A 22,411-nucleotide genomic window follows, 5' to 3' on the forward strand; every position below is an offset into this window, starting at 1 on the left:
CTCCGGCGTCGCGCTCAGCGCGGCCGGGGCGGCATCCGCATGTGAGGACGCGCCACTCCGGGGACGACGCCTCCCGCCGCTCCTAGGATGATGGTTCCTCACTGTCTCGGCCGATTCAGGTCCGCGTTCCTCGGGAGCCGCCGTGTCCGATCCGCTGATCCACCCGATGCCCCTCCGCGGCGACTCCGCCCGGCACTGGCTGCGGGCCCGCCACGCCGAGGCCGGGCCCGACCCCGCCCTCGCCGTCACTGGGCAGGAAGCGGCCGCCGAGGGCGTGCTCCTTCGCCGGATCTGGCACACGGCCGGCACGATCGACTTCCGCCCGAGCCCCCGCGCCGACCCGGGGTCGGTGGTGCTCCTGCTCCCGCTCGAGGGCGCGTTCACCGTCGCCAGCCGGGAGGAGCGCGAGTTCGTCGGCCGCGGCACCCTCGCGGTGCTGCCCGCCCGATCGGGAGCGACGATCAGCACGAGCGCTCCCAGCTCCCGGCTCGTCCTGGTCGTGCGGCCCTCGGGCGACGCGGATCCGCCCGCCGGCCTCACCGTGGTCTCCTCCCCCGCGGCACCGGTGCTGGTCGCCGCCGCGAACGCCGTGCTCGACGCCGGGCTGCCCATGAGCCCCGGGCTGCACACCGCGCTGCGGGGCCTCGCCGCGGCCGTCGTCGCGGAGTGACGGGAGCTGTCAACCCTCCCCGCCCCGGCCATCCGCTCGCAGGGACGTCCTCGAACATCGAGTGACGCCGATCGTCGGCGCCGGAAGGAGCACTCGCCATGGCCGAGATCACCGCCCACCACGGACTCTTCAAGGACACGGACCTGCACGTCGACGACACCGGCGGATCGGGCCGCCCCGTGGTCCTCATCCACGGCTGGCCCCTCTCGGGCGAGTCGTGGAAGGAGCAGGTCCCCGCGTTCGCCGAGGCCGGCTACCGCGTCGTCACCTACGACCGCCGCGGCTTCGGGCGCAGCGACAAGCCGCTCACCGGCTACAGCTACGACACGCTCACCGAGGACCTGCACACCCTCCTCACCGAGCTCGACCTGCAGGACGTCACCCTGGTCGGCTTCTCGATGGGCGGCGGCGAGGTCGCCCGCTACTTCACGAAGTACGGCGCCGATCGCCTGCACAGCGTCGTCTTCGCCTCGGCCGTCCCGCCGTACCTGATGAAGACGGACGACAACCCGGACGGCCCGCTCGAGAAGGCGCAGGCCGCGCAGATGACCGCGGGCCTCACGAAGAGCGAAGACGACTTCTACGACCGGTTCACCACCGACTTCTTCTCGGTCGACGGCGTGCTGAAGGTGACGGAGGAGCAGCGCCAGGAGGCGATCGCTCTGGCGAAGCAGTCGGCCAAGCACGCCGCCCTCGCCTGCATGACGGCGTTCGCGACCACCGACTTCCGCGAGGACCTGCCCAACGTGTCGGTGCCCGCGCTCGTCATCCACGGCGACGGCGACGGCACGGTTCCGTTCGAGGGCTCCGGCGCCCGCACCCACGCGGCGATCCCCGGCTCCGAGCTGCACGTCGTCCACGGCGCCCCGCACGGAGTGACCGTGAGCCACCCGGAGGAGTGGAACCGCGTCGTCCTGGAGTTCCTCGCGGAGTAGCGGCGGCACTCCCGCATGCTGGTCGAGCAGCCCCGCAGGGGCGTATCGAGACCCGTCGCACGGACACGGATCTCGATACGCGCCCTGTGCGCTGCTCGATCAGCAGGAACCGGTCACCCACGCGTGATGCTCGCTCAGCAGGAGCCGGAGCCCCCGCGTCAGCCCTTCTCCGCGCCCTCGGTCGTGTTCATGATCCGCCGCTGGAAGACGAAGAACAGGACGGCCACCGGGATCGACATCAGCACCGCGGCCGCGAGCTGCAGCGGGTACTGGTTGCCGGTGCCCAGCTGCCCCGACACGAGCGACGCGACTCCGGTCGTCAGCGTGTTGAGCTCCGGCGACTGCCGAGACACCACGAAGTGCGAGAACTCGTTCCACGAGCCCTGGAACGACAGGATGAACAGCGTCACGATCGCCGGACGCGCCATCGGCACCACGATCGAGCGGAAGGTCCGGAACACTCCGGCCCCGTCGATCCGCGCGGCCTCCTCGATGGAGAGCGGGATCGAGTCGAAGAACTGCTTCATGATGAAGATCCCCGCCGCGTCCACGATCAGCGGGACGATCATCCCCGCGTAGCTGTCGTAGAGGCCGAGCTGTTTGAGGATCAGGAACCGCGGGATCAGCAGCACCACCGCGGGCACGCTCATCACTCCGATGAACAGCGCGAACAGCAGGCCCCGTCCGCGGAAGCGCAGCCGCGACAGCGCGTAGCCGGCCAGCGAGTCGAAGAAGACCCGGCCGACGGTGACGAACACGGTGACGATCACCGAGTTGAGCGTCCACAGCGGCAGCGGGACGTCGGTGAACAGCCGCTCGTAGGAGGCGAACGACCAGGTCGCGGGCAGCAGCGACAGCGGGTTCGCGGTGGCGTCGGCGTCCGACTTGAACGACGACGCGACCGAGATCAGGAAAGGGTAGATGTACACCAGCGCCAGCGCGATCAGCAGCAGGTAGCCGCCGATCAGCGACGCGCGGCCGCGGGCGCCGAGGCGGATGCGGCGGTGCGGCACCGGTGCGGCGGGCTCGGGGCTCTCGGGGGCGCGGGTGCCGGGCTCGGTCAGCGTGCTCATCGGATGCCTCCCGTGGTGAGGGTCGTCGCGGCGTCGGCGCGGGCGGCGCGGCGGGGGCGCCGGCGCGGCTCCCCCTTCTCGCGGAGGAGCGCCCGCTGCAGGAGCGTCAGCACGACGATGATGAAGAAGAGGATGAAGGCGATCGCGGCGCCCTGACCCCAGCGGAGATCCGTGAACGAGGACTCGTAGGCGAGGTACGCCGGGGTGAGCAGCGTCTTGCCCGGCGCCCCTCCTCCGGTGAGGTAGATCTGGTCGAACACCTGCCAGGTGCCGATCAGTCCGAGGGTCAGCACGGTGAAGAGCGTGGGCTTGAGCATCGGCAGAGTGACCGAGAAGAACTTCCGGAGCGGGCCGGCGCCGTCCATGAGCGCCGCCTCGTCGATCTCGGCGCCGATGTTCTGCAGCGCCGCGAGGAACAGCAGCATGAACGTGCCCGAGGTGGTGAAGATCGCCATCGTGATCAGCACGCACATCGCGACGGACGGGCCGGACAGCCAGTCCCACCAGGTGAGGCCGAGCGGGGCGCCCGCGGCCAGCGGCCCGGAGCCGTCGACGCCGACGGCGCCCAGGAGCGAGTGCAGGACACCGGTCGGGTCGGCCATCCAGGTCGGCCCGTCGGCGCCGAACCAGCCGAGCACCGCGTTGACGACGCCCGAGGCGGAGAAGAGGAACAGGAAGATCACGGTGATCGCGATCGAGGAGGTGACGGAGGGGAAGTAGAAGGCGGTGCGGAAGAAGCCCCGGCCCCGCAGGATCCGCCGGTTCACCTGCACGGCGAGGAAGAGCGCCAGCGCGGTCTGCAGCGGCACCACGAGCAGCACGTAGTAGACGTTGTTGCGGATCGCGGTGCCGAAGTCCTTCTGCGCCAGGCCGGAGTCGGTGAGCACCGCGCGGTAGTTGTCGGCTCCGACGAACTGCGCGGTCGGCCCGAGGGGCGAGCCGAGCCCGTTCCAGTTGCTGACGCTGACCCAGAGGGCGAGGCCGATCGGGACGACGAGGAACACGCCGATCACGACGATCGCCGGGAGGGTGAAGAGCCAGCCGTAGCGGGCCTCGTGCCCGCGGATGCCGGAGCGGCGGCTCCGGGGGGCGGCGGTGGTGCTCATCGATGCGTCTCCTTCGACTCACGTGCGCGGGGTGGGGCGTGCCGGTCGGGCACGGGGAGGCGGCGGTCGGGTCCGCCGCCTCCCGGCCGGGCTACTTCGCGTTCGCGGTGTCGAGCGCGTCCTGCAGGTTGGTCTGCAGGTCGCCGAGGATCGACTCCGGGTCGCCGGTCGCGAGGCCCTCGAGCGCCGAGTTGAAGTCGGTGATGACGGTCGCCGCGCCGGCGAAGGCCACGGGGCTCACCGCGTAGTCGTTGCCGGAGACGAAGGCGGCGTTCTCGGGGTACTTCGTCGCGTACTCGGCGGCTCCGGTCTCGGTGGAGGGGATGACTCCGAAGGCGTCCGAGAAGGCGAGCTGCTGCTCGTCCGAGGTCAGGGCCGACACGAGCGACTCCGTCTTCTCGGCCGTGGCGCTGCCGACGGGGATGCCCCAGCAGTTGCTGAAGGTGAAGGTCGACTTCCCGCCGGGGCCGGCGGGGAGCTCGGCGACGCGGTAGTTCACGTCGGGGTAGTCGGCCGCGAGCGCTCCGTTGATCCACGGGCCCTCGATGACCATCGCCGCCGCGCCCTTGCCGAACGCCTCGCCGGACCAGCCGGAGTCGAGCGCGGCCGGGAACTTCAGCACGCCGTCGGTGAGCAGCGTCTTCACCTCGGTCAGGCCCGCGACGTTCTCGGGGGTGTCCGCGGTGACGGTGGTGCCGTCCTCCGAGAGGAGCGATCCGCCGGCCTGGTTCATGAAGGTGCCGATGCGCGCGTACTCGGCGCCGAAGGAGAGCCCGGTCACTCCGTTCGCGGTCAGCTTCGTCGCCGCCGACTCGAGCGAGGCCCAGTCGGTGGGAACGTCCGCGTCGGTGAGGCCGGCCGCCGCCCAGAGGTCCGTGTTGATCACGAGGCCGAGCGTGGAGAAGTCCTTGGGCTCGCAGTAGAACCGGTCGTCGTAGCTGAACGCGTCGCGCAGCGCCGGGTAGAAGGCGTCGGCGTCCCCGGCGTCCTGGGCGTACGGCTCCAGGTAGCGGTTGCTCGCGTAGGTCTGGAACTGGTCCCAGCTCATGTAGAAGAGGTCGGGCGGGTTGCCGCCGGAGAAGCCCTGGCCGAGCTGCTGCGTCAGGTCGCTGGCGGCGACCACGTCGACCGTCGTGCTGTTCTGCTCGCCCCAGGCGTTCACGGCGTCGGTGACGGCGGTCGTCTCGGCGTCGCCGGACGAGCCGATCATCACGGTGAGGGCGGAGTCGCCGCCCGCGTCACCGGAGTCGGAGCCGCTCGAGCAGGCGGCGAGCGGGAGCAGCAGGCCTCCGGCGAGGATCGCGGCACCCCAGCGTGCCGCGCGGTGGGTGGGGGTCATGGTCTGGCCTTTCGTGGGGAGGGGCGCCGGTCGGAGTGACGGCGCCTCAGTCGGCGGGGTGGTGGAGGGGTGTTCGGAGCACGAGGTGGGGCTCGATCAGGCGGTGGGCCTCGCCCGGCGCGAGCGAGCGGTGGACGACGTCGTCGCCGCGCTCGCCCAGCAGGAGCTCGAGCGCGCCCGCGGCCACCGCGTCGAGGTCCTGCTCGATGCTCGGCAGGCCGACGGCCGCGGCGACGGGGGTGTTGTCGAAGCCGACGATCGGGAGGGAGGGCCGGCCGACGGCCACGGCTGCCATCGAGGCGCCGAGCGCGAGCGAGTCGGAGACGCAGACCAGCCCGTCGAGCTCCGGGGTCGAGCGGAGGAACTCGATGGCCGCGATCCGGGCCTGCTGGACGTCGTCCTCGGAGGAGGCGGCGAGCAGTGGCGCGTCGCGGAACCGCTCGCGGTGCACCCGCTCCCAGCCGCTGCGGCGGTCGTCGCCGGTCGCGGATCCGCTCGGCCAGCCGAGGAAGCCGATGCGGGAGCAGCCGCTGTCGGCGAGGTGCGCCGTGGCCTGGGCGAGCCCGGCGGCGCCGTCGACGTCGACCCAGAGGTGCTGCGGGTCGTTGCGGTCGTCGACGCCCCAGGGACGGCCGAAGGTGACGAAGGGCACGGCCTGCTCGATCAGCCAGGCGGTCCGGGGGTCGCCGTAGAAGGTGGAGGTGAGCACGAAGGCGTCGACGTCGGCGCCGTCGCGGAGGCGCCCGATCCGCTCGATCTCCTCCTCCGGGCTCTTCGCCGTGTAGAGGAGGATGCGCATGCCGCGCGCGTCGGCCTGCTCGGTGACGGCGTGGAGGAAGCGGTCGAGCAGGCTGCCGGAGATGCCGTCGAGCACGCGGTCCATCCGGACGCCGATGGTGCCGGACTTGCGGGTGCGGAGGCGGCGGGCCGAGGCGTGCGGCCGGTAGTTGAGGTCGCCGATCGCCTTCTCGACGCGCTCGCGGGTGCTGTCGCGGACGATGTGCGGGCTGTTGAGCACGTTCGACACGGTCTGGCGCGAGACGCCGGCGGCACGGGCGACGTCCTCGACGGTCGGCAGTGCCATGCGTCCTCCTCGACGTGCTCTTGATCGTTCCAATCCGGCGGGATCCACCGGTTTGATCGATCAAATCCTTCGGTAAGGTTACCTCCGACGACGCCGCTGTCAACCGTCCGCCACGCTCCGGCACCTCCGGGGCCGGCGGAGGACGATCGGCGGCACGCCCCCAGCACCGACGATCCAGTGAGGAGTCGACCGTGACGACCGAGCGCGACGACCGACAGACCCCGCCCCGCCAGCCCCTCCTCCACGACTCCCTCGTCCTGCTCCGCGCACCCGTGCAGCTGTGGTCGGACGAGGCGGGCGAGGTCGGCTCCCGCCCCGTGCACGGGCTCTACCTCGGCGACGTGCGCGTGCTCGCGGGCGCCTCCCTCCGGGTGGGCGGCGCGGCGCTCGAGGCGATCGCGACCGGCCGCGACGGCGCCTCCTCCGCCCGCTTCACCGCGCTCGCCCGCCATCTCGACGACGCCGCCGCGGACCCGCGGATCCGCGTGGTCCGCTCGCGGGAGGTCTCCGCCGGCGGCGTCCGCGAGAGCATCCGCCTCGAGTCGGCGCTGCCCGACGAGGTCGCGACCACCGTCGAGCTGACCCTCGACCCCGACTTCTCGCTCGTGCACGTGGTGAAGGCGGGGCTCCGCGACGAGCCCTCCTTCGCGACCGCTCTGGTGGACGGCGGCCTCGACTGGACCCACGGCCCGGTCCGCGCCGAGCTGCGCGCGCCCGGCGCCTCGATCTCGGGCACGGTGCTCACCTGGAGCGTCGTGGTCCCGGCCCGCGGGAGCGTCGAGGTCGTGTGGAGCGTCGCCGCGGAGGACGCCTCCGCCGTGGTCGCCGCCGCGTCCGGACCGGCCGAATGGGCGGGGACCGCGCTCGAGACCGGCGACTCCCGCCTCGCCTCCTGGTGCCGCGCCGCGCTCGACGACCTCGACGCCCTGCGCATGGTCACCGTGGAGCGCCCCGGCGAGCCCTTCCTCGCCGCGGGAGCGCCGTGGTTCTTCACCCTCTTCGGGCGCGACTCGATCTGGGCGGCGCGGATGCTCCTCCCCCTCGGGACCGGGATCGCCGCCTCCACCCTCCGCGTCCTGGCCGGCCTGCAGGGCACCCGCCACGTCGCGGACACCGCCGAGCAGCCGGGCAGGATCATGCACGAGCTGCGCGCCACGACCCTCGAGATCCCCGGCGAGGGCGTCTCGCTGCCCCCGCTCTACTTCGGCACGGTCGACGCCACCGCGCTCTGGGTCTGCCTCCTCCACGACGCCTGGCGCTGGGGGCTCCCGGACGACGAGGTCGAGGAGCTGCTGCCCGCTCTGGAGGCGGCGCTGCGCTGGCTCCGCGACGACGGCGACTCCGACGGCGACGGGTTCCTCGAGTACGTCGACACCACGGGGCACGGGCTCGCCAACCAGGGCTGGAAGGACTCGGGCGACTCGATCCAGTGGCGCGACGGCACGCTCGCCGAGGGTCCGATCGCGCTCTGCGAGGTGCAGGCCTACGCCCACGAGGCCATGGCAGGCGGAGCGGCGCTGCTCGAGCACCTCGGCCGTGACGGCTCGGAGTGGCGCGAGGCGGCGTCGACGCTGAAGGCGCGCTTCGCGGAGGCGTTCTGGATCGACGACGCCGACGGCGGCTACCCGGCGATCGCGCTCGACGCGGCCGGGCGCCCGGTCGACACGATCACCAGCAACCTCGGCCACCTCCTCGGCACCGGCATCCTCTCCCCCGAGCACGCCGCCCGGGTCGCCGAGCTGCTGGTCTCCCCCGGGCTCGACTCGGGCTTCGGCCTGCGCACCCTGGACACCGGCTCGGGCGGCTACTGGCCGCTGTCGTACCACGGCGGCTCCGTCTGGGCCCACGACACCGCGATCGCCGTCACCGGGCTCGCCCGGGAGGGCTTCGGGGCGGCGGCGACGACCCTCTCGCGCGGACTGATCGCCGCGGCCGAGGGCTTCGGCTACCGGATGCCCGAGCTGCACTCGGGCGACCCCGCCGCCGAGGTGCACGCGCCGGTGCCGTACCCGGCGGCCTGCCGACCGCAGGCCTGGTCGGCGGCCGCCTCCGTCGCCGTGCTGTCGGCGGCGCTGGGGCTCGCTCCCGGAGGCGACACCCTGGTCGTCGCGCCGCTCTCACCCGCGCTCGCCGGGCCGATCCGCGTGGACGGGATCCGCTACCGCGGCTCCGTGGTGCCGGTGGACTGGGACGGCAGGATCTGAGGCGCCGCGCCGCTCAGGGCGGACCGGCTCAGATCAGGCCGGCTCAGGGCAGGCGCGCTCAGGGCAGGCGCGCCACGACCGCGCGCGCGATGCGCCGGCCCGAGCGGTTCGCCCCGATGGTCGAGGCCGTCGGGCCGTAGCCGGCGAAGAAGACGCGCTGATCCGTCAGCGAGGCTCCGTCGGCGACCGCGATGCCGCCCTCGCGCTCGCGCAGCCCGAGCGGAGCGAGGTGGCGCAGCTCCGGCCGGAAGCCCGTCGCCCAGATGATCGCGTCGGCGCGCGTGAAGGAGCCGTCCGGCCAGCGCACGCCCTCCTCCTCGATCGACGAGAACATCCCCCGCTCGTGCAGGAGCCCGCGCTCGATCCCGGCGACCACCCGGCGGGTGCGCTGCACGCCCGTGCCGCCGACGATGCTCGGGAGGGGCAGCCCGGCGCGGGCGGCGCGGTCCTGCTCGGCCACCGCCTCCACCGCCGACTCCATCGCCAGCTGCTCGCCGTCGTGGTAGACCACCGGTCGCCGCGTCGCCCACGTCAGTGAGCGCGCCACCCGCTCGAGCTCCAGCAGGAAGCCGATCGCCGAGGTGCCGCCGCCGACCACGAGCACCTGCTTCCCGGCGAAGTCCTCGGCGCGGACGTACTCGGTCGGGTCGATCTGCACGCCGCGGAAGCGGTCGCGCCCGGGGTAGTGCGGTACGAAGGGCGATCCCCAGGTGCCGGTCGCGTTGACGAGCAGGCTCGCGCGCTCGACCGCGCGGTCGGACTCGACGACGAGCGGCGACCCCGTGTCGTGCGGCGTCGCACTCGTGACGCGCCGCACCGACTCCGGACGGCGGATCTCGAGACCGAGCTCCTCCTCGTAGCGCCCGTAGTACTCGCGGACCACGTCCCGTGCCGGTCGCCGGTGATCGGCCGTGCGGAACGAGAGCCCCATCCGCTCCATGCCCGGGAGATCGTGCACGCGGTGCGCGGAGCCGAGCCGCAGGGCCTCCCAGCGGAACTGCCAGGCCCCGCCGGGCTCCGGACCGCGGTCGACGACGATCAGGTCGCGCCCGGGGACGAGGCCGAGACGGCGCAGGTAGTAGGCCACGGACAGACCCGCCTGGCCCGCGCCGATCACCACGACGGGACGCGGTGGGGCGACGCTGTCCACGGTGCTCCTGACGCGGTCGAGGATGGGCGGCCGTCCGGCAGATCGAGGCCCGGGGTGGCGTGTCCCCCGTCTGCTAAACTACCGCGTAGATTTCAACTTTCCCTGTCTGCTCTTTTCCCCAGCCGGCTCACTGCCCGTCTGGCCTGTCATCGTGAGGGGGTCACCCATGGGGCGCGGCCGTCAGAAGGCGAAGAACACCAAGATCGCCCGTGAGCTGAAGTCGTTCAGCCCGGCGGTCGATTACAGCGCGCTCGAGCGCGAGCTCAGCCACCCGGACGAGCCGGACTACTCGAAGTGGATCGACGCCGAGGACGACGGCGACGACACGGACCTCGTCGAGGAGCCGCACCAGAAGCGTGCGTGACTCCTCCCGTGAATCGGGGCCGCTCCCTCGGGGCGGCCCCGTTTCGCGTGCGGACGGCGATCCGGCGGGTGAGGGACCCGACCTGGAGCGCGGGTCGCTCGGCTGAGCACGTTCTCCCGCTTTCCGCCACTGAGTTCAGAATGTCGGTGCCCCCTGGGACACTGACCGGATGAGCACTTCCCCGCCCGCACGGCTGCCCGTGTGGCAGTCGGAGCGTCGCGGGAACGACCTCGACGAGGCGCGCGACTTCTACGCCGGCTCGTACAACGGCTCCGGCTTCCGGGCCGAGCGCTCGGTCGTGCCGTTCGCGTTCCGCTACACGACGACCGGGCCCGGGCCCGTGAGCCTCCACTCCGCCTCCTTCCTGGGCCGGGTGCGCGGCACGGTGGCCCCGAGCGACGTCTACGTCGCCCTCTGGCTGACCGCGGGGCGCGCCTCCCTCGACCTGGGGCGCGACGAGCACCGCCTCGTCGTCGGGCGCCCGGCCATGTTCCCGAGCGGCCGGCCCTTCGGCTTCGAGGCCCTCGAGTACCGCGACGCGCTCGTGCACTTCGAGGCCGCCCACCTCGAGGCGATCGCCGCCGAGCTGCACGGCACCGAGCCCGGCCCGCTGCGGTTCGCCCCCGTGGCGCGCGACACGACCGCCTGGTGGGCGGCGATCCGGCTCCTGCGCGACACCCTCGCCTCCGCGCACACGCCGACCGCGCTGCAGCGCGACGGCGTCGCCCGCATCGCCGCGCTCGCCGCCCTGCAGACCTTCGCCCACCGCATCGCCCCGCTGCCGGCCGTGCCGCCCTCGGTCAGCGCTCGGCGCCTCCGACGGGCCGTGGAGTTCGTGCAGGCCAACGCCGACCTGCCCCTCGGAGTGGCCGACATCGCCGACGCGGCCGGGCTCACGGTCCGCGGCGTGCAGCTGGCGTTCCAGCGCGCCTTCGGCGAGACCCCGCGGCACTACCTGCGCGACGTCCGCCTCGAGCGCGCGCACGAGGAGCTCTCGGCCGGATCGATCGGCTCGCTGGTGGTCGGCGACGTCGCCGCACGCTGGGGGTTCATCAGCGGCGGCCGCTTCGCCCAGCACTACGCGACGCGGTTCGGCGAGCTCCCGAGCGAGACCCTCCGGCGCTAGTCCCGCCGATCCCCGACGGCGGTTCCGCCGAGGGGCGTTCGGGCGTACTGTCCGAGGACCGCCCGCTGCCCCGCGGGCCGCGTCGATGGAGCCGCGAATGTTCGAACCCGGAGGATCCGCGCGGCCTGTCGCGCGGGTCGGCTACGTCACCGCCGCCCTGCTGGTCGGCGCGATCCTGGTGGGCGGCGCGGTCGGCGCCGCCGTCGCCCTGGTCCTCTACCTGCCCGGCGTCCTCGCCGCCGACGGCCCGCCCGGGCTGGTGAGCTTCGGCCTGCTCATGGGAGCGGCCTCCGGCGCGGGCATCGGAGTCGTCGGAGGCGCGGGAGCGGTCGCCGGCATGGTCGCGGTGCGCGTCGCGAGCCGCCGCGACGGCCCGTTCGTGCTCGGCACCAGCGCGGGCGCCGGCCTCGGCGTGCTGGTCGCCTGTGCGAACCTGCTCGTCAGCCGCGACGCCCCGACCTGGGCGACCGCCCTGCTCGCCACCGCGGCCGCCTGCGCGCTCTGCGCTGCGGGCTCGTGGCTGCTGACCCGGCACGAGCACTCCTGGGAGCGCGCGCACGCCGCACCGCGCTGATCCGCGGCGCCTCCGGAGGTCAGCCCGCGTAGGACCCGACCAGGCGGACCGCTCCGCCGTCGACGCCCTTCGCGCCCTGCTCGAAGCCCTCGAAACCGCGCGCGGCCGTCGAGACGCGGCCCGCGACCCACGACGGGACGCCCGAGCGCTCGAGGCGCGCGATCACGCCGTCGGCCGCCTCCGCCGCGACGACGGCGAACATGCCGATGCCGAGGTTCCAGGTGCCCTCGGTGCTCTCGAGCGTCGCGCCGGACATCCCGGCGAGCGCGCGGAACACGTCGGACGGGCTCCAGCTCGCCCGCTCGACCTCGACCCAGGAGCCGCGCGGCAGCACCCGGGCGAGGTTCGCCGCGATCCCGCCGCCGGTGACGTGGCTGATGGAGTGGACGGCCGGGCCGAGCTCGGCGTCGTCGAGCAGGTCGAGGAGGGGCCGGGTGTAGAGGCGGGTCGGCTCCAGCAGCACCTCGCCGACCACGCCGCCCAGCTCCTCGGAGCGGTCGGTGAAGCCGATGCCGCGCTCGGCGAGGATGTGGCGCACGAGCGAGTAGCCGTTCGAGTGCAGTCCGGAGGAGGCCATCGCCACCACGACGTCGCCGTCGCGCACGCGGTCGGCGCCGCGCACCTGGTCGGCCTCGATCGCGCCGACCGCCGCGCCCGCCACGTCGTAGTCGTCGGGTCCGAGCAGGCCCGGGTGCTCGGCCGTCTCGCCGCCGACGAGCGCGGTGCCCGTCTCGGAGCAGGCGCGCGCGATGCCGGCGACGATGTCGGCGATGCGGGCCGGGACGACCTTGCCGCACGCGATGTAGTCGGTCATGAAGAAGGGGCGGGCGCCGACCACGACGATGTCGTCGACGACCATGCCGACGAGGTCCTGCCCGATGGTGTCGTGCTTGTCGATCGCCTGGGCGAGCGCGACCTTGGTGCCGACGCCGTCGGTCGAGGTCGCGAGGAGGGGGGCGCGGAAGTCGCGGAGGAAGGAGACGTCGTACAGGCCCGCGAAGCCGCCGACCCCGCCGAGGACCCGGCTGTCGTGCGTCGCCGACACCGCCGACTTCATCAGCTCGACGGCGAGGTCCCCCGCCGCCGTGTCGACTCCTGCGCGGGCGTAGCTGCTCGTCTCATCACTCACGCGACGACCCTACCGACTGCCCTCTCCCGCCGCGGCGCGGATCCGGGTCCGCCGCACCGGCGGCTCCCGCTCCGCGCCCGCGGTCACGCGTCCCAGGCCACGTAGTGCAGCTCGGCGCGGTCGCGGCCGCGGTGGAGGTCGAGGTAGGACCGGGCGATGACCTCGGCCGCCGCGTCCGGGTGGCCGCCGTCGATGAGCGCGGTGATCGCCACGTGGGCGGCGTAGACGCCCCGGGGCTCGAGCGCGGAGTGGAGGTTGAGGACCCAGTTCCGCAGGCCCCCGACGCAGTCGCCCGCATCGACGCCTGCGACCGCTCGATCGAGCTCGGCCGGGATCTCGTCGAGGCCGCCCACCGCGACGGATCCCTCTCCCCCGACTTCACCCACGACGACCTGATGGCCCTGCTCTGGATGGCGGGCACGACCAGCCGCGAGTCCGCGGCTCCGCAGGGCTGGCGCCGCGTCCTGGACCGCAGCCTCGCCGGCGCCTGGACGGCTCCGAGCAGCTGAGCGGCCGCGCGGCTCCCCGACCGACCGCCCGGCCGATCCGCCGGTCGACGCCGCCCTGAGTACCCCCACGACCACGGATCCGCCCACGGCGAACCATTAGGGGATGAGTCCCCCGCGTGCCAGGATGGACCGTCAAACCCCCCCTGCTATCCCCTTGGGAGCCCCTCCGGCATGTGCGGAATCGTTGGGATCGTGTCCTCCGGACCGGTCAACCAGTCCATCTACGACAGCCTCTCCCTCCTGCAGCACCGCGGCCAGGACTCGACCGGCATCGCGACCGCCGACGGCAGCACCCTGCACATCAAGAAGGCCGCGGGACAGGTCCGCGAGGCGTTCCGCACCCGCGACATGCGCTCGCTGCTCGGATCCATGGGCCTCGGCCACGTGCGCTACGCGACGAAGGGCAACGCCGAGCGCGAGGAGGAGGCCCAGCCGTTCTACGTGAACGCGCCGTACGGCATCATCCTCGTCCACAACGGCAACCTCACGAACACGCGCGAGCTCACCGAGGAGCTCTTCCGCATCGACCGCCGCCACCTCAACACCACCTCCGACACGGAGCTGCTGGTCAACGTGCTGGCGAACGAGCTGCAGGCCTCGATGTCGGGCCGCGACCTCGACGCCGACGAGGTGTTCGACGCCGTCGCCCGCGTGCACGAGCGCGTCGAGGGCTCCTACGCCACCATCGCGCTGATCGCCGGCGTCGGGCTGCTGGCGTTCCGCGACCCCTTCGGGATCCGCCCGCTCATCGTCGGCCGCCGCAGCAACACCGGGGCGCCGGACGACTGGGTCGTCGCCTCCGAGTCGCTCGTGCTCGAGGCGCAGGGCTTCGAGATCGTCCGCGACGTCGCTCCCGGCGAGGCGGTCTTCATCACCCCCGACGGCCGGATGGCCAGCCGCCAGTGCGCGAAGGATCCGCGACTCATCCCGTGCTCGTTCGAGTACGTCTACCTCGCCCGCCCCGACTCCGTGATGTCGGGCATCTCGGTCTACGAGGCGCGCCTGCGCCTGGGCGACCGCCTCGCCGACACCATCGCGCAGTACACCCCGGGCGGAGCGATCGACGTCGTCATGCCGATCCCCGACTCCTCCCGCCCCGCCGCGATGCAGGTCGCGCAGAAGCTCGGGATCGAGTACCGCGAGGGCTTCTACAAGAACCGCTACGTCGGCCGGACGTTCATCATGCCCGGGCAGGCGGTCCGCAAGAAGTCGGTGCGGCAGAAGCTCAACGCGATGTCGAGCGAGTTCAAGGGCAAGAACGTCCTGATCGTCGACGACTCGATCGTCCGCGGCACCACCTCCAAGGAGATCGTCGACATGGCCCGCGCGGCCGGCGCGAACACGGTCACCTTCGCATCCGCCGCGCCTCCCGTGCGCTACCCGCACGTGTACGGGATCAACATGCCCTCGCGCCAGGAGCTCGTGGCCCACAACCGCCGCATCCCCGAGATCTCGGAGGCGATCGGCGCCGACCAGCTGATCTACCAGGAGGTCGCCGACATGAAGGCGGCGATCCTCGAGGGCTCGGACGTCACCGACCTCGAGACCAGCTGCTTCACCGGCGAGTACGTCACGGGCACCGTCACCCCGGAGTACCTCGACTGGGTGGAGCGCACTCAGCTGAGCTGAGCTCTGCACAGCGCCGGGCGCGGCGCAACGGGTGCCGCGGATCCGTGCGCCGCTCCATGATCGGAGGGTGCGCGGCCCCGCGCGCATGCACCCGAGGAGTCCCCCGTGATCTACCGAATCCTGCCGTTCCTGCTCACCTTCGTGGCCAAGAAGATCTCGAAGTCGCAGAAGGCCAAGCGCGCCGCCGCCAAGCGCCCGACGTCCACCCCGAGCAGCAGCCGCCGCTCCTCGTCGCGCCGGGGACGCTGACGCCGCGGTCCCGTCCGCGAGCGCGAGCCGCGGGCGGGACACTCAGCGCAGGGCGGAGTGCCGCGGCCGCAATGCGGCCCGCCTCCGCCGGCTAGACCCGGTCGGACCCCGTCCGCGGGTCGTCCTCGTCGGACGTCGTGCGCACGTCGGGCAGGGCCTCCTCGGCCACGGGCTCCTCGGCCGCGTCCTCGCGCTCGACGATCCGCTCGGCGGTGGTCCGGACGACCTTCCGGCCGACGACCCGGTCGAGCAGCACCACGACGAGCCCCGCGAGAGCGCCGAACAGCGTCACGAAGAGCAGCAGGCTGAAGCCGAAGACCTGCCCGCGGGAGAAGCCCTGCGTCTCGGGCAGCGCGAAGGTCAGCACGAAGGCCGCGATCGCTCCGAGCCCGACGCCGAGGGTCAGGATGCGCCAGACGCGCGGGGAGCGGCGGACGTCGACCTCTTCGCGGGTGACCTCGGGGCGGGCGGGATCGCTCATGCCTCCATTCTCCCCCGTGCGGGCGAGGGCACTGCACCGTGATCGCTCAGAGCGCGTGCACCAGCCGGCCCGCCTGCGCGCGCAGCTCGCGGACGACGGTGCGGACCGAGAGCCGCTCCGCCCGGTCGGGCCGCATCAGCGCGACGATGTGCCGCACGGAGTTCACCCCGCGGAGCGGCTTCACCACCACTCCCGCGCCGCCCGCCGTGTAGCGCGGGAGCACCGCGATGCCCAGGCCCGCCGCGACGAACGCCTCCGTCACGCGGGTCGACGCGAAGCGCTGCTCCACCCGCACCGCCTCGCCGGACGCGGTCTCGATGTCCTGCATCACGCGCTCGAACGGGAACCCGTCCGGGACGCCGATCCAGGTCTCGCCGACCAGATCCGCCGCCGAGACCGTCGCCCGGTCCGCGAGGCGGTGCCCGGCCGGCAGGCCGATGTCGAGGGGCTCGATCATCAGCTCCGCCATCGCGAGGCCGCGGCCGGCCCAGGCGCTTCTGCCGGTGGGCGAGTGGGCGAGCACGATGTCGAAGTCGGCGGTCAGGTCGGCGAACTCGTCGGTGCCGGGGTCCGCGTCCTCGCACTGCACGACGAGTCCCTCGACGCTGCGGAGCGCGACCAGCGCGTTCGGGAGGAGCATCTGGCCCGCAGTGGGGAAGGTCGCGATGGTGACCTCGCCGATCGGGTTGTTCTTGAACGTCTGCCAGACGGCGTCGGCCCGCTCGAGCGCGATCGCGATCTCGGTGGCGCTCCGGGCGAGCTCGCGTCCCGCCGCCGTGAGCACCACACCGCGGCCGGAGCGCTCGATCAGCGGCACGCCGGCCTCGCGCTCGAGCACCTTAAGCTGCTGCGAGACCGCGGAGGGCGTGCGGTGCGTCGCCTCCGCCACGGCCGTGATCGAGCGGCGCATCGAGAGCTCGCGGAGCAGTTCCAGCCGTCGCACGTCCATGTAGAGAAACTACACGTCAGGTCAAGAACAGTTCGATTGTCCTACGGAACACGGGGCCGGACACTGGACGTTGTACACAGCATCCCGGCGGATGGATCAGAAGCCGCCGCAACGAAAGGCAGAACACTCATGAGCATCGCAATCCTCGTCGTCCTCAGTGGCCTCGCCGCATGGGGCACGGTGTCGACGGTGCTCGTCGCCAGCCGCGACGGCTACCGTCAGGTCCCCGCGCAGCACTGAGCCCCGCCGCTCCGCGACAGCACCTCATCGCGTTCCGACGCCGTCTCCCGATCGGGAGGCGGCGTTCTCGCGTCTCCGGGGGCTGGTGCCGCTCCTCGGGGAGCGCCTCCCCGCCGCGGCTCCCGGGGGTCGACCATCGGCTCGCCCCGCACACGACGACGGGCCCCCGACCGGAGTCGAGGGCCCGTCGTGCGCGTGGTGCGACTACTTCGCGGCGGTGCGGCGGCGCAGGCGCGCGACCGTCATGCCCAGACCGAGCAGCAGAGCGGCGATCCCGGCGGCGAACGCGGGGGTCGCGTCCACTCCGGTCTCGGCGAGGTGGTGCGAGCCGGCGACCGGAGCAGTGGTCGGCGTCGGCGCGGGGCCCGTGGTGGGCGGCGTGGTCGGCGCGGGCGTCGGCTCCGTGGTCGGTCCGGGAGTCGGGGTGCCCGCTTCGGCGCCGGCCGCGACGGCGAAGCCGACGCTGATCTCGGTGCCGGTGGTGTCGAGCACGAACGTCGCGGTGTGCGCGCCGCCCGCCAGGCTCTCGTCGATCGGGACCGAGAACGAGGCGCGACCGGTCGAGTCGTCGGTGACGGCCCGGGTCGGGTCGATCGTCGCGGTGCCGACGACGGTGCCGTCGACGCTCGCGGTCACGGTGGTGTCAGCCGCGGCTCCGGTGCTGAACAGGAGCGAGGAGAGGTCGACGGTCATGGTGTCGCCGACCGCGTACTCGCCCGAGTCCGGGACGTTGTCGGTCAGGCCGATCGTGCGCTGCACGGGGTCGGGGCTGACGGTGCCGAGGTCCTGGATGTAGCCGACGAAGGCGTCCAGGTCGATGCGGCCGGAGTCGGCCGTGCCGGTGCCCTCGGTGAAGGTGCTGAAGCCGTCGCCGCCGCTCGCGAGGAAGCTGCTGGTCACGACGGTGAAGGTCGCGGCCGGGTCGATCGGCTCGTTCTGGAAGAACACCTGCGAGATGCGCGAGCCCTCGGGCGCCGTCGCGTCGAAGACGTAGGTGAGGTCCTTCGAGGTGGAGAGGTTCAGCTGCGGGTGGCTGGAGCTGCCCACCCACTGCTCCTCGAGCAGGTCGGAGATCTGCTCGCCGGTCAGCTGCAGGGTCACCAGGGTGTTCGCGAAGGGCTGGGCGTCGGAGGCCTCGGCGTAGGTGACCACGCCGTCCGCGTCGCCGGGCTGGTCCGGAGTCGCGGTGTAGGACAGGTCGTCGCGCAGGCCGCCCGCGTTCGAGAAGGCGATCTGCGTGCCGAGCTCACGGGTGGCCCAGAGCTGGGCGTCCGAGACGAGGTTGCCGAGGGTCGACTCCGAGCCGCGGTTGGTCGTGGTGCCGTCCGGGCGGTAGGCGCGCGAGATGTCCTCGGTGATGGTGCCGACCTTCACGCTGCCCTCGCGGACGGCGACGGCCTGGGCGTCGGCGACGATGGTCTCGACCTCGGGGTCGGGCTCGAAGGCACCGACGACGATCGTCTTGGCCGGGTCGTCGGAGGTCGGGTCGTCGACGACCTTCGTCAGCGGCACGACCTCGCTGGTGAGCGAGGTGAGCTGCTTGGTCGCCGGGTCGACGGTCAGGGACATGCGGCCGATGTTCTCGGCGTAGCTGCCGGTCTGCGACACGACGGTCGGGAAGGCCCGGCCCGCGTCGATGCCCGCGTCGTACTCCTGGTGGCTGTGGCCCGAGACGATCGCGTCGACGTTCGGGGCGACCGCGTTGACGATCGCGCCGAACTTGGGGTCCGCCTCCGGAGTGTTCAGCTCGGCCGCGTCGGCGTCGGCTCCCTCGTGCAGGAGCAGGACGACCACGTCTGCCTCGTCGTTGGCGGCGTCGCCGTCCTGGAGCTGCGCGGCGACCTCGTTGACGTTCTCGGCGATCGGCTCGATGGAGAGCGTCGAGATCGTGGCGGGGCTGACGAGCTTGCCGAGGTCCTCGGTGATCGCGCCGATGAAGGCGACGGAGACGCCGTCCTGCTCGGTGATCACGTACGGGGAGTAGGCGCGCTCGCCGGTCGCGGTGTCGTAGAGGTTCGCGTTCACGTAGGGGAACGCCGAGGCGTCCACGACGCGGCCGTCGACGTCGGCGCGGCCCTGGTCGAACTCGTGGTTGCCCAGGGTGCTGACGTCGAGGCCCATCGCGTTCAGCGAGTCGAGCGTGGGGATGTCGCCCTGCACCTTCGACACGAAGGTCGAGGCGCCGATGTTGTCGCCGGCCGAGACGAACAGCGTGTTCGGGTTGGCGGCGCGGTAGGAGTCGACGGCACCGGCGAGCACGGCGGCTCCGGCGACGGCGCGGTCGGCGGCGAGCCGCCCGTGGAAGTCGTTGATCGAGAGGATGTCGATGGCGACATCGCCCTCGGCCGCCGCGGCGGGCGTGGCGCCGAGGAGGGCCGCTCCGGCGACGGCGCCGACGGCGGTCGCGGAGAGGAGTCGGGTGAGGCCGCGTCGGCCCGGGGAAGTACTGCGCATCGTGAAGGGGACTCCAAGCATCGAGCGGTGGATCCGGAGAGGATTCGTGCCGCGTGAGGGGGTTATTCCCAGACAACCCGACGGCGGAGCCCAGGTCAAACGTTCTGGAGACGGCTCGCCGCCGCGTTTACGAGAAGTTAACTCGCCGACGCTCAGCCGACGCGCAGGATGGGAAGGAACGGCGTGAGGTCCGCGCGCACTCCGGAGGCGTGAATCCGCCCGCTCGCGAGACCCTCGCTCCACGGCAGCGAGCCGGTCGCGAGCGGCAGCCAGGTCGCCGCGTCCATCTCGATCACGTTCGGCGGAGTCCCGCGGGTGTGGCCCGGGCCCTCGACGCACTGGGCCGCGCCGAACGGCGGAACGCGCACCTCGACGCTGCGCCCGGGGACGTTCGTCTCGATGATCTGCAGGAGGAACCGCACCGCCGTCGCCGTCGTGTTCCGGTCCGCTCCTCCGGCGAGCGCCGCCCGCACCGCGGACTGCCCGCTCGCCTCGTCGATCCTGCCCTTGGCCATCCACCCATCCTGCCGCCGCCGCTCGCTCCCGGAGGCCTCCGCGGGGCTCCGCCCGGCGTGTCGGCGTCCGCAGCGCCGCCCTGCGGAGGAGGACGTCACAGGGACCAGCCCCGGCGCGGGGCGCCCTATCCTGTCAGGGTGAAGATCCTCGTCCTCGGTTCGGGTGCCCGTGAGCACGCCATCATCACGGCTCTCCTCGCGGAGGAGGAGCACCACGAGATCATCGCGGCGCCCGGCAACGCCGGCATCGCGCGCGACGTCGAGGTCATCCACTTCGACACGAACAGCCCCCGGCTGGTCAGCGACTTCGCGGTGGAGCAGGGCATCGAGCTCGTCGTCATCGGCCCCGAGGCGCCCCTGGTCGCCGGAGTCGCCGACGCGCTCCGCAAGCGCCGCATCCCCACCTTCGGCCCCGACCGGGCCGCCGCCGCACTCGAGGGCTCGAAGACCTTCGCGAAGCGCGTGATGGACATGGCCCGCGTGCCCACCGGCCGCGCGACCCGCGTCTCCACCCTGGTCGACGCCACCCGCGCCATCGACGAGTACGGACTCCCCTCGGTCGTCAAGGCCGACGGCCTCGCCGCGGGCAAGGGCGTCCTGGTGACGGAGTCGCGCAGCGCCGCGATCGCGCACGCCGAGTTCTGGCTGCAGTCCGGCGACGTCCTCATCGAGGAGTTCCTCGCCGGCCAGGAGGTCTCCCTCTTCCTCCTCTCCGACGGCCACGACGTCGTCCCCCTCTCCCCCGCGCAGGACTTCAAGCGCCTGAGCGACGGCGACGAGGGGCCGAACACCGGCGGCATGGGCGCCTACTCCCCGCTCCCCTGGCTCGCCGACCGCTGGGAGAGCGAGCGCGCCTTCGTCGACGAGGTGATCGACACGGTCGCCATCCCGACCATCCGCCAGCTCGAGCGCGAGCGCACCCCCTTCGTCGGACTCCTCTACTGCGGCCTCATCGTGACCGACGCGGGCCTGCGCGTGATCGAGTTCAACGCCCGCTTCGGAGACCCCGAGACCCAGGTCGTCCTCCCCCGCCTCGCCTCCCCGCTGTCCGCGCTGCTGCACGCGGCGGCCACCGGCGCGCTCGCCTCCGTCCCGTGGCCCGCGTTCACGGACGAGGTCGCCGTCACCGTCGTCCTCGCGAGCGAGGGCTACCCCGAGAACGCCGTCACCGGACGGACCATCACCGGACTCGACGCGGCGGCGGACGTCCCCGGCGTCACCATCGCCCACGCGGCGACCCAGCTGGTCGACGGGAGCTTCGTCGCCACCGGCGGCCGCGTGCTCAACGTCGTCGCGCGCGGCGCCGACTTCGCCGAGGCGCGGGAGCGGGCGTACCGTGCGCTCGACCTGATCCACCTCGACGGCGGGCTGTATCGGAGCGACATCGCGGCGAAGGTCGCGCAGTAGCGCGACCTCAGCGTGATGTCGGCCACGCCGCTCCCCGCGCGGCGTGGCGCAGTCAGCTGGGAGAGTGGCCGGGTCTCGGGGAGCGATCGGCGCGTACGACACGCTCGGCACGCGTTCCGGTCGACGCCTCGAGGGTGGCCGGGGGTGGAGTGGACCCGCGCTCGGACTCGGACCTCCGCGACACGGGCTCGCGGCGGAGGTCGGTCGCCTCGCGGGGGGGCGGGTCAGGCCAGGGTGCGGAGGGCCTCGGCGAGGTGGGGGTGCGCGAAGGCGAAGCCGGCGTCCTCGAGGCGGGCGGGCACGACCCAGCGGGACTTGAGCAGGAGCTCGGATTCGGTGCGGAGCAGGAGCGTCGCGGGCTCGAGGACGAAGCGCGGAGCCGGGACGCCGATCCGGCGGCCCACGGCGGCGCGGAGCAGCCGGGAGAGCTCGGTGTTGTCGCTCGGATTCGGCGACGCGAGATTCACCGGCCCGCCGAGGGTCGACTCCTCGAGGAAGCGGATCGACCGGTGGACGTCCTCCACGTGGATCCAGCTGAAGTGCTGACGGCCGCGGGTGCGCCGGTGCTCGTGGTGCACGCCGGCCTCGCGTCGCGCGCGCGTCGAGGGCCACGGCCCGTCGAACTGCGGACCGCCGAGGCCGAGCCGCGCCAGCCGCAGCAGGATCGCCGTCGCCGGACCGTCTCCGAGCACGATGGACATCCGCAGCGCCACGCGCCGCACGCCGGGCGTCTCCCCGGCGAAGAACTCCGACTCCCACGCCCGCGCCACGTCGACCGAGAAGCCCTCGCCGAGCACGCCCTCGTCCTCGGTGTTCGCCCGCTCCTCCTCGTGCCGGTAGATCGTGGCCGTGCTCGCGTTCATCCAGACCGGCGGAGGAGTCGCGGCCGCCGCGACCGCCCGGTGCAGCTCCGCGGTGGTCGCCACGCGCGAGCGGAGGATCTCGGCGCGGTTCGCCGCGGTGTACCGGCAGTCGACGCTCTTGCCGGCCAGGTTCACCAGGAGGCGCGCACCGTCGAGCACGCGGGTGATGCCGACGGTGTCGCCCCAGCGCGCGTCCGGCCCGGAGCGGCCGATCCTCCGCACCGTCCAGCCGTCGGCGGTGAAGCGGCGGGCGAGGTCCGTCCCGAGGAATCCGCTCGCACCGGCGAGGACGACGACGGGGTCAGCGGTGCTGCTCATCGCCCCATCGTGCCGCACGGCGCCGGAGTCACGGGGAGGACTC

The 22,411-nt window shown here is 73.0% G+C and carries 21 protein-coding genes; 9 read left to right on the top strand and 12 right to left on the bottom strand.

The window, feature by feature from the left end; translation table 11 throughout:
- Window positions 1–142: 142 nt before the first annotated feature.
- Complete coding sequence (locus C5C71_RS08575) at window positions 143–670, top strand: hypothetical protein (RefSeq protein ID WP_104223759.1); 528 nt, start codon at window positions 143–145, stop codon at window positions 668–670.
- Window positions 671–768: 98 nt separating this feature from the next.
- A complete protein-coding gene (locus C5C71_RS08580) occupies window positions 769–1,605 on the top strand; it encodes an alpha/beta fold hydrolase (protein WP_104319461.1) in 837 nt (278 codons plus the stop codon).
- A 158-nt stretch (window positions 1,606–1,763) separates the two neighbouring features.
- On the opposite strand, the gene C5C71_RS08585 is transcribed toward C5C71_RS08580, so the two are convergent.
- From C5C71_RS08585 to C5C71_RS08600, 4 genes are all read right to left on the bottom strand, one after another.
- Window positions 1,764–2,678, bottom strand: coding sequence for a carbohydrate ABC transporter permease (locus C5C71_RS08585; RefSeq protein WP_104238713.1), 915 nt, complete (start codon window positions 2,676–2,678; stop codon window positions 1,764–1,766).
- On the bottom strand, window positions 2,675–3,784 hold the full coding sequence (locus C5C71_RS08590; RefSeq protein ID WP_104238714.1) for a carbohydrate ABC transporter permease: 1,110 nt from the start codon (window positions 3,782–3,784) through the stop codon (window positions 2,675–2,677). The genes C5C71_RS08585 and C5C71_RS08590 overlap by 4 nt, the downstream gene beginning before the upstream one ends.
- 91 nt (window positions 3,785–3,875) lie before the next feature.
- Window positions 3,876–5,123: an extracellular solute-binding protein gene (locus C5C71_RS08595; RefSeq protein WP_104250796.1), complete on the bottom strand. Its 1,248-nt coding sequence runs from the start codon at window positions 5,121–5,123 to the stop codon at window positions 3,876–3,878.
- Between the two features lie 46 nt (window positions 5,124–5,169).
- Window positions 5,170–6,207 (bottom strand): LacI family DNA-binding transcriptional regulator, encoded by a 1,038-nt coding sequence (locus C5C71_RS08600; RefSeq protein ID WP_104247390.1) that lies wholly within the window; start codon window positions 6,205–6,207, stop codon window positions 5,170–5,172.
- 191 nt (window positions 6,208–6,398) lie between these two features.
- On the opposite strand from C5C71_RS08600, the gene C5C71_RS08605 reads away from it, so the two are divergent.
- Window positions 6,399–8,411, top strand: a complete 2,013-nt coding sequence (locus C5C71_RS08605) for a glycogen debranching N-terminal domain-containing protein (RefSeq protein WP_104337534.1) — start codon at window positions 6,399–6,401, stop codon at window positions 8,409–8,411.
- A gap of 58 nt (window positions 8,412–8,469) precedes the next feature.
- Here the strand turns inward: C5C71_RS08605 and C5C71_RS08610 are convergent, their stop codons facing one another.
- Window positions 8,470–9,561, bottom strand: coding sequence for an FAD-dependent oxidoreductase (locus C5C71_RS08610; RefSeq protein ID WP_104337535.1), 1,092 nt, complete (start codon window positions 9,559–9,561; stop codon window positions 8,470–8,472).
- A gap of 166 nt (window positions 9,562–9,727) precedes the next feature.
- Between C5C71_RS08610 and C5C71_RS08615 the strand changes: the two genes are divergently transcribed.
- The 3 genes from C5C71_RS08615 to C5C71_RS08625 all read left to right on the top strand — a co-directional run bounded on the left by C5C71_RS08615 (window position 9,728) and on the right by C5C71_RS08625 (window position 11,625).
- A complete protein-coding gene (locus C5C71_RS08615) occupies window positions 9,728–9,925 on the top strand; it encodes a DUF3073 domain-containing protein (protein WP_097167615.1) in 198 nt (65 codons plus the stop codon).
- Between the two features lie 169 nt (window positions 9,926–10,094).
- Window positions 10,095–11,051 carry a helix-turn-helix transcriptional regulator gene (locus tag C5C71_RS08620; protein ID WP_104337536.1) on the top strand — a complete coding sequence of 319 codons (957 nt, stop codon included), beginning with the start codon at window positions 10,095–10,097 and terminating at the stop codon, window positions 11,049–11,051.
- 97 nt (window positions 11,052–11,148) lie between these two features.
- Window positions 11,149–11,625 (top strand): hypothetical protein, encoded by a 477-nt coding sequence (locus C5C71_RS08625; RefSeq protein ID WP_104256048.1) that lies wholly within the window; start codon window positions 11,149–11,151, stop codon window positions 11,623–11,625.
- A gap of 19 nt (window positions 11,626–11,644) precedes the next feature.
- Here C5C71_RS08625 and purM read toward each other — a convergent pair whose 3' ends face one another.
- Together purM and C5C71_RS08635 are read right to left on the bottom strand one after the other, a co-directional pair.
- A complete protein-coding gene (gene purM, locus C5C71_RS08630) occupies window positions 11,645–12,754 on the bottom strand; it encodes a phosphoribosylformylglycinamidine cyclo-ligase (protein WP_104223764.1) in 1,110 nt (369 codons plus the stop codon).
- Window positions 12,755–12,837: 83 nt separating this feature from the next.
- Window positions 12,838–13,140, bottom strand: a complete 303-nt coding sequence (locus tag C5C71_RS08635; RefSeq protein WP_146084447.1) for a hypothetical protein — start codon at window positions 13,138–13,140, stop codon at window positions 12,838–12,840.
- Between the two features lie 294 nt (window positions 13,141–13,434).
- Here C5C71_RS08635 and purF point away from each other — a divergent pair, with 294 nt between their 5' ends.
- Window positions 13,435–14,892 carry an amidophosphoribosyltransferase gene (gene purF / locus C5C71_RS08640; protein ID WP_104223766.1) on the top strand — a complete coding sequence of 486 codons (1,458 nt, stop codon included), beginning with the start codon at window positions 13,435–13,437 and terminating at the stop codon, window positions 14,890–14,892.
- 105 nt (window positions 14,893–14,997) lie between these two features.
- Complete coding sequence (locus tag C5C71_RS17580; protein WP_159940146.1) at window positions 14,998–15,141, top strand: hypothetical protein; 144 nt, start codon at window positions 14,998–15,000, stop codon at window positions 15,139–15,141.
- Between the two features lie 91 nt (window positions 15,142–15,232).
- On the opposite strand, the gene C5C71_RS08645 is transcribed toward C5C71_RS17580, so the two are convergent.
- The 4 genes from C5C71_RS08645 to C5C71_RS08660 all read right to left on the bottom strand — a co-directional run bounded on the left by C5C71_RS08645 (window position 15,233) and on the right by C5C71_RS08660 (window position 19,780).
- Entirely contained in the window at window positions 15,233–15,622 is a 390-nt protein-coding gene (locus C5C71_RS08645) for a hypothetical protein (RefSeq protein WP_104233832.1), read from the bottom strand.
- 46 nt (window positions 15,623–15,668) lie between these two features.
- Window positions 15,669–16,571 carry a LysR family transcriptional regulator gene (locus C5C71_RS08650; protein WP_104223768.1) on the bottom strand — a complete coding sequence of 301 codons (903 nt, stop codon included), beginning with the start codon at window positions 16,569–16,571 and terminating at the stop codon, window positions 15,669–15,671.
- Between the two features lie 444 nt (window positions 16,572–17,015).
- Window positions 17,016–19,265 (bottom strand): bifunctional UDP-sugar hydrolase/5'-nucleotidase, encoded by a 2,250-nt coding sequence (locus C5C71_RS08655; protein ID WP_181065677.1) that lies wholly within the window; start codon window positions 19,263–19,265, stop codon window positions 17,016–17,018.
- Between the two features lie 152 nt (window positions 19,266–19,417).
- Window positions 19,418–19,780 (bottom strand): sterol carrier family protein, encoded by a 363-nt coding sequence (locus tag C5C71_RS08660; protein ID WP_104223770.1) that lies wholly within the window; start codon window positions 19,778–19,780, stop codon window positions 19,418–19,420.
- Between the two features lie 138 nt (window positions 19,781–19,918).
- Here C5C71_RS08660 and purD point away from each other — a divergent pair, with 138 nt between their 5' ends.
- Window positions 19,919–21,187 (top strand): phosphoribosylamine--glycine ligase, encoded by a 1,269-nt coding sequence (gene purD / locus C5C71_RS08665; protein ID WP_104223771.1) that lies wholly within the window; start codon window positions 19,919–19,921, stop codon window positions 21,185–21,187.
- A gap of 224 nt (window positions 21,188–21,411) precedes the next feature.
- Here the strand turns inward: purD and C5C71_RS08670 are convergent, their stop codons facing one another.
- Complete coding sequence (locus C5C71_RS08670) at window positions 21,412–22,368, bottom strand: epimerase (protein ID WP_104337539.1); 957 nt, start codon at window positions 22,366–22,368, stop codon at window positions 21,412–21,414.
- Window positions 22,369–22,411: the final 43 nt, after the last annotated feature.

Origin of the sequence: Rathayibacter sp. AY1C1 (assembly GCF_002932105.1) — a bacterium.
Lineage (GTDB): Bacteria > Actinomycetota > Actinomycetes > Actinomycetales > Microbacteriaceae > Rathayibacter.